Origin of the sequence: Nocardioides epinepheli (assembly GCF_037936805.1) — a bacterium.
Classification (GTDB): Bacteria; Actinomycetota; Actinomycetes; order Propionibacteriales; family Nocardioidaceae; genus Nocardioides.
Window position 1 is genome coordinate 3,915 of sequence record NZ_JBBMMC010000021.1, and the last position, 12,606, is coordinate 16,520.

Sequence of the window (12,606 nt, forward strand, 5' to 3'; positions counted from 1 at the left end):
TCACCCGCATCGACCAGACCCGAGTCGTTCGTGTCCTCGATCGAGGCGACCTGCTTGTCCAACGCGATCGACGGAGTATCGATCGGCGTCGTGGTGGTATCCGTGTCAGTCACCTCGGCCGGAACACCCGGACCCGCCGGCGGGGTGCCGTGCGCGGTCGCGGTGTTCACCACGGTGCCGGCGGCCTCATCAGCTGCGGTGACCACATACGGGTCGGCCGTGCAGTTGGCCACTGCGCCGGGCGCCAGCGTGGTCGGAGTGCACACCACGTTCGTCAGCTTCGGGTCATCGACCCGCACCGAGCTCAGCGGCACGTTGCCGGTGTTGGTGACGGTGAAGGAGTAGGTGATCTCGTCGCCCGCATCGGTCACACCCGAGCCGTCGACGTCGTCGATCGCGGAGACGGACTTGTCCAGCTCGATCGACGGCGCCGGCGTATCCACCCGCGTGCTCGTCGAGTCGGTGTCGGTCACGTTGGGGCCTGACGGCGGCTTGCCCGTAGCGGTCGCGGTGTTGACCACATTGCCGCCCTGGTCGGACTGCTTGATCACATACGGGTCGGCCGTGCAGGTGGCGACCCCGCCGAGGCCCAACGACGTCGGCGTACACGTCACCGCACCCAGTAGCGGGTCGTTCACCTGCACCTGCGACAACGGCACGTTCCCGGTGTTGGTCACCGTGAAGGTGTAGGTGATCTCGTCACCCGCATCGGTCAGACCCGAGCCATTGGTGTCGGCGATCCCGGCAACAGTCTTCTTCAGGTCGATCGCAGGAGCGGGCGTGCCGACCTCGGTGGTCGTGCTGTCGGTGGCCGTGACGTCGGCGCCCGTGGGCGGGGTGCCGTGGGCGGTCGCGGTGTTCACGACCTCCTCTGCCGTCTCGTCGGCCGTGGTGATCACATACGGGTTGGCCGTGCACGTAGCCACTCCGCCGGGCCCGAGCCGCGTCGGGGTGCAGGTGAGGCCGGTCAGCTTGGGGTCGGTGATGCGCACCGGGTCGAGGGTCACGTTGCCGGTGTTGGTGACCGTGAATCGGTAGTGGATGCGGTCGCCGGCGTCGACCAGGCCGGAGCCGTCGACGTCGTCGATGTGATCGACGACCTTGTCGAGGGTGAGCAAGGGCTTGGGCGTGAGGAGGACCGTGGCGGTGGCTGTGTTGCTCGTGACGGTGTCACCCACCGGACCGGTGCCGGTGGCCTTGGCGTTGTTGACGACGCGGCCGGCGTCGACGTCGCCCTGCTTGAGGGAGTAGCTGCCGGTGCACGTGGTCGAGGCACCGGGCGCCAGCGTGGTCGCTACGCAGGTGACCGCACCGATCAGCGGGTCGTCGACCTTGATGCCAGTGAGGGTGACCTGGGAGTTGTTGGTGACGGTGAACTTGTAGTTCACGACGTCGCCGACGTCGTCGCGGTTGTTGCCGTTGGTGTCGACGATCAGGCCGGAGATCTCCTTGACCAGACCGAGGCTCCGGGTGGGCACCGCGGGGGGAGCCGAGCAGGCACTGTTGTTGCCCGACGGGCCCGCCTCCTGCCCGGCGGGCAGCGAGGCGGCGTTGTAGAGACCGGTGCCAGTGCCGCTGCACGGTGCGGCGCCGGCGGTGCCGCGGTAGTGGAAGGTGACGTCGACGGTGTACGTGTGCGTGGCATTGCGGGCGATCGGTGTGCCGGCACCAGTCAGCGTGAAGGGTCCCGCTCCGTTGCCCGAACCGGCGGCCGGCGCCTGCCCGGCGCTCGCGGTGGCGGTCCAGCTGGCGCCGTTGACGACGAGCTCGGGCGAGAACTGCGGGGTGTCGACCAGCGAACCGTAGGTCGTCGCGCGGCCGGTGTTGGCGACGGTGACCTGGTAGCGGGCGGTGTAGTCGCCCGACGCCGTCGGGCCCGACGTGCTGACGTAGGACTTGCTGACGTCGAGGGCGTCGGGTCGCTGCGTGTTGGTGACGGTGCACACGACGTCCTGGTTGGGCAAGAGTCCAGCCGCGCGGGTCCAGGACCCGGCAGCACCCGCCGTCATGGAGACGGCGGCGTTGCCGTTGGCGCGATCGACGCAGGAGATCGTGGCGTCGTAGTCGGACAGCGGGCTGGCCGACCCGGGCGCCATCTGGTCGGAGATCGAGAACGAGGCGTTCTCGTTGAGGTAGGTGGCGGGGATCGTCGCGCTGGTGTTGGTGCCGGTCGTCGTCGCCGTGTACGTGCCCGGCTGCATCGCAGGTCCGGTCGCGGAGATCGTGAACTGGTCGCTGGCATCGCTACGACCGTTGACCTGCTTGACGACGGTGAGCTTGGGAGCACTGGCGATGCGGACCTGGTAGTCCTCGACCTCGCCGGCCAGAGACAGGCCGGTGGGAGCGAGGGTGTCGGTCGGTCCGACCATCCGGAGTCGCAGGATCGTCGTCGTGGTGCCAGGGGGCAGCGTGCTGGGGACCGTCCACGTGAGCCGCCCGCCGCTGGTGGTGAGCGTGTTGGACTGCTCGCCGGCCTCGAAGGTGCCATTGGCGTTGAGGTCGAGCCACGCCGCCACCTTGCCGGCGCCCTGGAAGGGCACGTTCTGGGCAAGCGTGTAGGTCGCACCGGGTTTGAGGACCAGTGTGGTCGGCGTTCCCGCGGGTTGGCCCAGGCTCAGCGCGTCCTCGTCGGCGTTCGGCCCGAACAGAGGGTCGCCGGTGATGTCGTCGCCGCGCGCGTCTGCGCTCACCGGCGAGGTGACCTCCGGGTCGACGGTGTTACCCAGACGCTGGGTCGGCTGCGCGATGTTGGCGAGATTGAAGTTGGAGAACAACGGCTGCCCGCGGTCGGTGCCTCCCTGGGAGGGCGGCAGTCCGGTGGCGGCGTTCACCGTTCCTCCGGTGAAGTTGTACTGCAGCGCGGAGGAGGCCGCACCGTAGCTGGCCGGCGCGTCACCGAAGTCGACCTGGAGCGCGACACCGAGAGCGATGGCGCTGTAGCCGCGACCCTTGACGATGACGTCCTTGGCCGACGTGGCGTTCTCCATGAAGGCGACGGCACTCGGTGCGGGCCACAGGTTGGTTGCGCCGGCGGCCTCACAGGTGTCGGCCGGCGAGCCGTAGAGCTCCAGCCTGTTGGTCGTCGCGCTGCGCCACGCGGTGGCCTCGACGGTGCACTGCGGGCCGCGGACCCGGTCGATGATCCGCCAGGTGACAGGGTCGGTACCGGACGGGACCGGCGTGGCCCCGACGTGCTCCTCCACGCTGGAGGACTCGGCGTCGGCCATCACCAGACCGGTGAGGTCGAAGGGCTGCCCCGACAGGGTCGCCGAGCAGTTGAAGTCGAAGACGGTGGTGCCGGTGTTGTTGACGTTGGCGAGACCGGCGACGAGCTGGTTGGCGCCGTCGGTCCCGCCGATGTTGTAGAGGTTGTCGAAGCCGTCGGCCCGCCACGTGCCCGACTTGTACGGGTGCAGGACGTCGCCGCGGATGTTGCTGATCGTGCAGGTCGTGCGCAGCGTCTGCCCGGCGATCACCGTGTCGACGGACTTGGTGAGAGTGGAGCCGGGCTGGATCCGGTCGTTGGGGTCACCCCACGTCATCCACTGGATCATCGGCTTGAACCGGCCGGATCCCCCAGTGGCCACGGCAGCAGATGCTGGGGCTGGGACGACAACCTGCGAGCCCAGTCCCACGACCAAGCCCGTCACGATGAGGCACAGGATCAGTCCCGCACCACGCAGCGCACGCATTCAACTACCCCCAAGTAGTACATTCTCGCGCCTGCCGCACCTAGCACAGGCGAACCGGAATCGTATCGGGAGTAACGGGTTTTCATCAGTTTTCAACGCGACCCGCGGGTGAGGTCGGTCACGACTCGACCGTTCGCTCCGAGCGCAGCGGGGGCTCCGATCAGATCAACGCGCTCCAGGTAACGGGACCCACCACGCCGTCGGCGACGAGACCCGACCGCGACTGGAAGCTCGCGACCGCCGTGCGCGTCACGCCCCCGAAGCCGCCGTCGACCAGGAGGCCGGCTCCGTGGTTGTTGAGCGCCTCCTGGAGGGCGCCGACCTTGGCGCCGGAGGCCCCGCTCACCAGCCGCTGGGTGAACGCGGCCCAGGAATAGTCACCGACCAGCCCGTCGGCCACGAGCCCCTTGATGCCCTGAACGGCCCGGACCGCGGTCGTGGTGACGGCCCCGAACCCGCCGTCGGCGAGGAGGCTGCGGCCCTCGCCGTTCAGCAGGCGTTGGAGGACCTTCACCGTGCCGCCCGAGGCGCCCTGGGAGATGCTCGGGAAGCCGGTCGACCCGACCGGGGTGCTCGAGGCGAGCCGTACGCCCTGCGCGGCGAGGAAGGCCTTGGCATCGATCTTCTGGCTGGCCGCCGGCCCCCAGTGGATCTCGAAGTGCAGGTGGTTCCCGGTGGGCCCGAGCGTGTTGCCGGTGTTGCCTACCGAGCCGACGTACTGACCACGCGAGACCACCTGTCCCAGCGCGACGGCGGCCACGGTGAGGTGGCCGTAGTAGCTGTAGCGGCCGTCAGCGTGCTTGAGCCAGACGCCGTTGCCCGTCCGGCCCGCGATGATGTGCGCGACCTTGTGTCCGCGGTAGCAGCCGTTGTAGACACCGACGACCGTGCCGTCGGCAGCGGCATACACCGGCGTCTTCGGTCCGGACGGGATGTCCCACCCGAGGTGCCCGGAGTAGGTGGTCGGCGTAGGTCCGAGTACCGGGTTCGACCAGGCGGCGCCGGCCGCCGCCGCCGGGGAGACCGCGGCCCCGACCGCGATGCCGGCACCCAGCGCCGCCGAGAGTCCGAGGAACGTGCGACGGCGCAGAGCCGGAGCTGTCATGGGGCCACTCCCGAGGTGTCGAGGACGGTCCACGACTCTACGGTCGGGGACGAGGCTGAGCGAGGGGGATTCCCCTCGCTCGGCCGCGACCCGAGAACGTCAGACCGCGACCATCGAACGCACCGAGGTGGCGCCCGCGACCGGGCTCAGCCACACCCGGGCACCCTCGGCGAGGTCGAGGGACCGGGCGTGGGTGCGGGTCAGGACGACCAGGACGTCGGCGCCGTCGTCGGTGGCGACGGTGAGACGGACCTCGAAGCCGACCCGGAGCATCCGGGTGATCGTGCCGGAGATCGCGCCCTTGGCGAGCGGGTCGAGGGCGACGTCGATGTCGTGCGGGCGCAGCGTCTGCCCACCGAGGTGCGTGACCTCGCCCAGGAAGCCCATCACGAACGGGTTGGCCGGCGCGTCGTAGAGGTCGTCCGGCGAGCCGATCTGCTCGACCCGGCCCTCGTTGATCACCACGATCTCGTCGGAGACCTCCATGGCCTCCTCCTGGTCGTGGGTCACGAACACGGTGGTCACGTGCACCTCGTCGTGCAGTCGGCGCAGCCAGTCGCGCAGCTCCTTGCGGACCTTCGCATCCAACGCACCGAACGGCTCGTCGAGCAGGAGGACGTTCGGCTCGACGGCCAGCGCTCGCGCCAGTGCGAGCCGCTGCCGCTGGCCACCCGAGAGCTGGCCCGGGAGCCGGTTCTCGAACTGGGAGAGGTGCACCAGCTTGAGGAGCTCGGCGACCTTCGCCTTGACCTCCGCCTTGGGCCGCTTGCGGATCTCCAGGCCGAAGGCGACGTTCTTGGCCACCGACATGTGCTTGAACACCGCATAGTGCTGGAACACGAAGCCGACGTTGCGCTTCTGCGGCGGCAGGTGCGTGGCCTCGCGGCCGGCGATCTCGACCGTCCCGCTGTCGGAGGACTCCAGCCCCGCGATGATGCGCAGCAGCGTCGACTTCCCACCACCACTGGGCCCGAGCAGGGCGGTCAGCTGCCCGGTCGGGATGGACACGTTGATGTCCTCGAGGGCGACGAAGTCGCCGTAGCTCTTGTTGACTCCACGTACTTCGATGCTCACGACTGGTCCTCCGGCTTGCGAATGAGTGAGACGACGATCAGTGCGAGCACCGAGGCAAGCACCAGCACGAACGCGGCGGCGTAGGCGGTCGACTCGTCGTAGTTGTTGTAACGGTTCTGGATGAGCAGGGTCGCCGTCTCGCCGCGGAACTCCGCGCCGGGACTGACGATCTTGACCGCCCCGAACTCCCCGAGCGAGCGGGCCATGCTGAGCACGACGCCGTAGACGATGGCCCACTTGATGCTGGGCAGCGTGATGCGGCGGAAGGTCTGCCACCCGCTGGCGCCGAGGCTGCTGGCTGCCAGCTCGGCGTCGGTGCCGATCTCCTCGAGCACCGGCACGACCTCGCGGATCACCAGCGGCAGGCTCACGAACGCCGTGGCCATGATCAGGCCCGGGGTGCTGCCGATGATGAACAGGCCCGCGGACTCCAGGCGCTGGCCGAACCAGCCCGAGCCGCTGCTGTAGGCCAGCACCAGCGCGAGACCGACGACGACGGGCGAGACCGACATCGGCAGGTCGATCAGCACCGAGAGGATGCGACGCCCGGGGAACCGGTAGCGCACGATGAGCAGCGAGATCCCGACCCCGAACACGGTGTTGATGACGACGGCCCAGAAGGCGACCGTGAGCGTCAGCCCGAAGGCGTAGGTGACCGCCGGGTCCTGCAGGCGCTCGACGAAGGCGCCGAAGCCGCCGGCGGCGGAGTCTCCGACCGGCGCGAACGTGCGTCGCACGACCTCGCTGAGCGGCCAGACGACCAGCACGAACAGGTAGGTGATGACGAACGCGCGGAGCAGGTAGGTGACCGGCCCCTTGCGACGGCGGATGGTGGAGGTGTCAGCCACGGCGCGCCACCCTTCTCGAGATGAGGTCGAGCGCGACGATCACGACCACGGCCACCAGGAGCAGGAGGACTGCCACAGCCGCGGCGCCGGTCTGGTTGTCACCCTCGAGGAACTTGAGGATCTTCAGCGAGGCGACCTCGGTCTTGTAGGGCGTGTTGCCCGAGATGAGCACCAGGGAGCCGAACTCGCTGATCGCGCGCGCGAAGCCGAGCGAGGCGCCCGCGGCGATGGCCGGCACCAGGCTCGGCAGGATGATGCGGCGGAACGTCGTGAAGCGGGAGGCCCCGAGCGACGCGGCGGCCTCGTCGACGTCGGCGTCGAGCTCGATGAGCACCGGCTGCACGGTGCGGACGACGAACGGCAGCGTCACGAACAGGAGCGCGACGAAGATGCCCGTGCGCGTGTTCACGATGTTGATGCCGACCGGGCTCTCCGGGCCGTACAGGCTCAGCAGCACCAGACCCGCGACGATCGTCGGCAGCGCGAACGGGATGTCGATGATCACGTCGATGATCCGCTTGCCGAAGAACTGGTCGCGGACCAGCACCCAGGCGATGATCGTGCCGACCACGACGTTCACCGCGGTGACCAGCAGCGCCTGGACGACGGTGAGCCGCAGGGCGGCGAAGGTCTGGGGGTCGGTGAGGGTGCCCCAGAAGGGGCCCCAGCCGCCTTCGACGGTGACCCCGACGACGGCCGCGAGCGGCAGCATCACCAGGATGCTGAACCACACCAGCGCGATGCCGAGGCCCAGGCCCGACGTGGGAGTCAGGCTGAACAGGCCGCCACTGGGCCGGCGCTTGGAACGCGCCGGCCCAGTGGGCTGTACGAGGGTGTCACTCACCGCTTCGTTGCTGCGTCGTACAGCTTGTTGAACCGGAGGACCTCGCCGTCGGAGCCGAACCACTCCTCGTTGATCGCGTCCCAGCCGCCGAGGTCGGCCGCCGTGCTCAGGTCACTGGGGACCGGGAACGGGTTCGACGGGTCGTTGGCGCCCTCGACCTCGACACCGGTGATGTCGAAGCCCACGGGGCGGAAGCCCTTCTTGACGAACTCGGTCTGCCCGGCCTCGCTCTCGACGTAGGCGAGCCAGTCCGCGGCCTGGGGGCTGGCGTCCTCGAGGATGGCGCCGGGGTTCTCGATGAGGAAGGAGTGGTCGGGCACGATGTAGTCGAGCTTCTCGCCCTGCTGCTTGGCGAGGATCGCCTCGTTCTCATAGGTGATCAGCACGTTGCCGACGCCCTTCTGGAACGCCTCGGTGGCCTCGCGACCGCTGGCGGCCCAGCTGGTGACGTGCGAGAAGACGTCGGTGAGGTACTTGTCGGCCTCCGCCTCGCTCATGCCGGAGTTGATGGCGTAGGTGTACAGCGCCAGCACGTTCCACTTGGCCGCGCCCGAGCTGGCGGGGTCGGCGGTGACGATCTTGACGTCGTCGCGGGTCAGGTCGGACCAGTCCTTGATCCCGAGCGGGTTGCCCTCAGGCACCACGATGACCGCGATCGAGCTGGAGACGATCCCCTTGTTCTCCCCCGCGTTCCAGTCATCGGCCACGAGTCCGGCGTCGACGAGGCGGGTCATGTCGGGCTCGAGGGAGAAGTGGACGTAGTCGACGTCCTTGCCGTCGGTGTCGACGACCTTGCGGCTCTGGTCACCGGAGGCGCCGTAGGAGCCCGAGACGCGGACGTCCTTGCCCTCCTCGGTCTTGTTCCACTGCTCTGCGATGGCCTTGTTGGCGGCCTCGGGGACCGCGAAGCCCACGATGTTGACCGTCTCCTGGTCGCTGTCTCCTCCACCCGATGCCGAGCTGCATCCGGTCAAGGCCAGCACCCCGGCAGCCACGACTGCCGCAACCTTGAACGTCCTCTTCATTGCTGTCCTGCTCTCTCGGTGGCGTCATCTGACGCGTTTCACGTAACTCGACCAGATTAGGTGACATATGAAAGTTACGCGAGTCGAACACGCCAGATGAGACGGCGATTTCGTGACGCCGCTCCCCCGGCGTCGCGGAATCACGCCTGACGCACGCCGCGGACGTGGTGAGGATCACGTCGTGGCAGGGGTCCACGAAGGGAGCAGAATCAAAGAACGACGCTGAGCCGACTATCGTGGTATGTCGGGTGCGGGGCCGTTCCGCACGCCGTCGATGAAGGTGGGACAGGTGTCGAAGCAGGTCAAGCAGCTCGACCGCGTGGTGATCCGGTTCGCGGGTGATTCCGGTGACGGGATGCAGTTGACCGGGGATCGGTTCACCCAGGAGTCGGCGGTGTTCGGCAATGACCTGGTGACGTTGCCGAACTTCCCGGCCGAGATCCGGGCGCCCCAGGGGACCCTGCCGGGGGTCTCCTCGTTCCAGGTCCACTTCGCCGATCACGACATCCTGACCGCGGGCGATGCGCCAGACGTGCTGGTCGCGATGAACCCGGCGGCGTTGAAGGCGAACCTGGGTGATCTCCGGGCCGGTGCGACGGTGATCGTGGATACCCACGACTTCACCAAGCGCAACCTCGACAAGGCCGGCTACGACGTCAACCCGCTGGACCTGCTGGGCGAGCCGGGTGACGTGCTGGCCGAGTACCAGGTGCATCCGGTCGACCTGACCGGGATGACCGTGGCCGCGGTCAAGGAGTACGGCCTGTCGCGCAAGGACGCCGCCCGGGCCAAGAACATGTTCGCGTTGGGGTTGTTGTCGTGGATGTACGGCCGTCCCACCGAGTCCACCGTCGAGTTCTTGTCCCGACGCTTCGCCAAGGTCCCCGACATCCGCGATGCGAACATCACCGCCTTCAAGACCGGGTGGAACTTCGGTGAGACCACCGAGGCGTTCGTGGTGCAGTACGAGATCAAGCCGGCCACGATGCCGCCGGGCACCTACCGCAACATCACCGGCAACCTGGCCCTGTCCTACGGCCTGATCGCCGGCGGGGTGCGCTCCGGACTCCCCCTGCTGCTGGGCTCCTACCCGATCACGCCCGCCTCCGACATCCTCCACGAGCTGTCCAAGCACAAGGCCTTCGGCGTGACCACGTTCCAGGCCGAGGACGAGATCGCCGGTGTCGGTGCCGCGATCGGCGCGTCCTTCGGTGGTGCACTGGGGGTGACGACCACCTCCGGACCGGGCATCGCGTTGAAGTCCGAGGCCATCGGGCTGGCGGTGATGACGGAGCTTCCGCTGGTCGTGGTCGACGTCCAGCGCGGCGGCCCCTCGACCGGTCTGCCCACCAAGACCGAGCAGGCCGACCTGCTCCAGGCCATGTTCGGGCGCAACGGCGAGGCGCCGGTCCCGATCATCGCGCCCCAGTCTCCCGGCGACTGCTTCGCCGCCGCCGTCGAGGCCGTGCGGATCGCGGTCACCTACCGCACGCCGGTGATGCTGCTCTCCGACGGCTACCTGGCCAACGGCTCCGAGCCCTGGCGGATCCCCGACGTCGAGGACCTCCCGGCCATCGACCCCGCCTTCGCCATCGCCAAGAACCACGGCGCCGACGAGAACGGCGAGCCGACCGACTTCTGGCCCTACCTGCGCGACGAGGAGACCCTCGCCCGCCCCTGGGCCATCCCCGGCACCCCCGGTCTCGAGCACCGCATCGGCGGCCTGGAGAAGGGCGAGGGCCACGGCAACATCTCCTACGACCCGGCCAACCACGACCTCATGGTCCGCACCCGCCAGGCCAAGATCGACCGGATCGCCGACTCACTCCCGCCGCTCGAGGTCGACGACCCCTCCGGCCAGGCCAAGGTCCTGGTCCTCGGGTGGGGCTCGACGTACGGGCCCATCGGCGCCGGCTGCCGCCGCGTGCGCAAGGCCGGCTACGACGTCGCGCAGGTCCACCTGCGCCACCTCAACCCGTTCCCGAACGACCTCGGCGAGATCCTGTCGCGCTACGACAAGATCCTGGTGCCGGAGATGAACCTCGGCCAGCTCTCGATGCTGATCCGCGCCAAGTACCTGGTCGACGCCACCGGTTACAACCAGGTCCGCGGCCTTCCCCTCAAGGCCGCCGACCTCGCCGAGGCCATCGGCAACCTGGTCGCCGAGGCCGAGGGCATCGACGTCGACCTCGGCAGCCACGGGAACCCCACCAACGCCGCAACCCAGGCCGCAACCCAGAAGGAGGACGCGTCGTGAGCACCACAGACCTGCCCGCACCCGGCCTGCGCACCGGCACCGAGACGGTGCCCGCCTACACCGGCCAGACCCCCCAGACCGGGAAGGACTTCTCCTCCGACCAGGAGGTCCGCTGGTGCCCCGGCTGCGGCGACTACGCCGTCCTCAAGGCCGTGCAGTCCTTCCTGCCCGACCTCGGGCTGCGCCGGGAGAACATCGTGTTCATCTCCGGCATCGGCTGCTCCTCGCGATTCCCCTACTACCTCGACACCTACGGGATGCACTCCATCCACGGCCGCGCACCCTCCATCGCCACCGGCCTGGCCACCGCCCGCGAGGACCTCTCGGTGTGGGTCGTCACCGGCGACGGCGACGCCCTGTCCATCGGCGGCAACCACCTCATCCACGCCCTGCGCCGCAACGTGAACATGACCATCCTGCTGTTCAACAACCGGATCTACGGCCTCACCAAGGGCCAGTACTCCCCCACCAGCGAGGCCGGGAAGATCACCAAGTCCACCCCCATGGGCTCCCTGGACCACCCCTTCAACCCCGTCTCCCTCGCCCTGGGCGCCGAGGCCACCTTCGTGGCCCGCACCATCGACTCCGACCGCAAGCACCTCACCAGCGTGCTCGCCGCAGCCGCCGCGCACCGCGGCACCAGCCTGGTCGAGATCTACCAGAACTGCCCCATCTTCAACGACGGCGCCTTCGACGCCATCAAGGACCGCGACACCAAGGACGACGCCATCATCCCGCTCGCCCACGGCGAGCCCATCACCTTCGGCGCCCCCGACGAGTCGGGCACCGGCACCAAGGCGCTCGTGCGCGACCCCGACACCGGCGGCGTGAAGGTCGTGGCCACCGCCGACGTCGACGCCGCCGACGTCCTGGTCCACGACGCCCACAACCCCGACCCGTCGACCGCCTTCGCGATCTCCCGGCTCACCGAGCTCGGTTACCTCGACCAGACCCCCATCGGGATCTTCCGCCAGGTCACCCGACCCACCTACGACGACCAGGCCCGAGCCCAGATCGCCTCGGCCCAGGAGGTCGCGCTCGACGAGGAGGACGACCAGGCCGGTCGGCTGACCAGCCTCATCAACAGCGGGGACACCTGGACCGTCGTCTAGGGCGCGCCCTGGTGCCGTGCCGCCGGGCCCGGGGTCAGAACGGGATCTTGCAGTTCTTGTTCTGCTCGACCTGGCGGTCGGTCTTGGTGCAGGTGACCCACTGGTCGCTGTAGCTGTTGCCGACGCGCGCACGCCACATCCAGCCGCGCAGCTTCGGCGGGGCTTCGATCCGCGCCTCGTAGCGTCCGTTCTTCAGGTACTTCCGCTTGTAGAACTTGAAGTTGCAGGTGTTGGTCTCCTTGTTGCACTTCGTGGCGCGCTGGATGTAGACCGGCCCCTGGCTGGGCTCGACCGATCCCACGAAGAAGAGTCCCTTGCCCCCCTTGGGCAGCCTGCGCTTCACCACGCGCGAGGTGATCGTGTACTCGTCGGTCTCGCCGGCTCGAGCGAACCCGGGGTCGCTTCCGGGATTCGACGACGGAGCCGACACGGCCGGGGCGAAGGACGAGAGCATCGTGAGGACGAGCAGCGCGAAGAATGCCGTGGCGAGGTGGGGACGGCGCATGTGGTTACTCCTCGAGGAATCAGACCTGGGTTCGCGATCTCGCACCTGCACGACCTCAGAACCCTGAACGTGGTGGGAGCCTAGTGTGCTGCGCGCCCGGCTCGCCGTCCACCACGTGAAGCGGGCGCGAACATCCGGAGTGCG

At 68.7% G+C, this 12,606-nt stretch carries 9 protein-coding genes; 2 read left to right on the forward strand and 7 right to left on the reverse strand.

The features are described from left to right. The 6 genes from WMR31_RS20815 to WMR31_RS20840 all read right to left on the reverse strand — a co-directional run. The coding region (locus WMR31_RS20815) for a CshA/CshB family fibrillar adhesin-related protein (protein ID WP_340540818.1) at positions 1-3,587 on the reverse strand (3,587 nt) is incomplete at its 3' end. 265 nt (positions 3,588-3,852) lie between these two features. Continuing rightward, positions 3,853-4,797, reverse strand: a complete 945-nt coding sequence (locus WMR31_RS20820) for a peptidoglycan-binding protein (RefSeq protein WP_340540819.1) — start codon at positions 4,795-4,797, stop codon at positions 3,853-3,855. 99 nt (positions 4,798-4,896) lie between these two features. Continuing rightward, a complete protein-coding gene (locus tag WMR31_RS20825) occupies positions 4,897-5,871 on the reverse strand; it encodes a sulfate/molybdate ABC transporter ATP-binding protein (RefSeq protein ID WP_340540820.1) in 975 nt (324 codons plus the stop codon). Then, positions 5,868-6,719, reverse strand: coding sequence for a sulfate ABC transporter permease (locus tag WMR31_RS20830; protein ID WP_340540821.1), 852 nt, complete (start codon positions 6,717-6,719; stop codon positions 5,868-5,870). The genes WMR31_RS20825 and WMR31_RS20830 overlap by 4 nt, the downstream gene beginning before the upstream one ends. Continuing rightward, a complete protein-coding gene (gene cysT, locus WMR31_RS20835; protein WP_340540823.1) occupies positions 6,712-7,563 on the reverse strand; it encodes a sulfate ABC transporter permease subunit CysT in 852 nt (283 codons plus the stop codon). The genes WMR31_RS20830 and cysT overlap by 8 nt, the downstream gene beginning before the upstream one ends. Beyond that, positions 7,560-8,588, reverse strand: coding sequence for an extracellular solute-binding protein (locus WMR31_RS20840; protein WP_340540825.1), 1,029 nt, complete (start codon positions 8,586-8,588; stop codon positions 7,560-7,562). The genes cysT and WMR31_RS20840 overlap by 4 nt, the downstream gene beginning before the upstream one ends. A 241-nt stretch (positions 8,589-8,829) precedes the next feature. Here WMR31_RS20840 and WMR31_RS20845 point away from each other — a divergent pair, with 241 nt between their 5' ends. Together WMR31_RS20845 and WMR31_RS20850 are read left to right on the forward strand one after the other, a co-directional pair. After that, positions 8,830-10,845, forward strand: a complete 2,016-nt coding sequence (locus WMR31_RS20845) for a 2-oxoacid:acceptor oxidoreductase subunit alpha (protein ID WP_445321661.1) — start codon at positions 8,830-8,832, stop codon at positions 10,843-10,845. Then, positions 10,842-11,957: a 2-oxoacid:ferredoxin oxidoreductase subunit beta gene (locus WMR31_RS20850; protein WP_445321662.1), complete on the forward strand. Its 1,116-nt coding sequence runs from the start codon at positions 10,842-10,844 to the stop codon at positions 11,955-11,957. The genes WMR31_RS20845 and WMR31_RS20850 overlap by 4 nt, the downstream gene beginning before the upstream one ends. A gap of 34 nt (positions 11,958-11,991) precedes the next feature. Here the strand turns inward: WMR31_RS20850 and WMR31_RS20855 are convergent, their stop codons facing one another. Next, entirely contained in the window at positions 11,992-12,462 is a 471-nt protein-coding gene (locus WMR31_RS20855; protein WP_340540828.1) for a hypothetical protein, read from the reverse strand. Positions 12,463-12,606 lie beyond the last annotated feature (144 nt).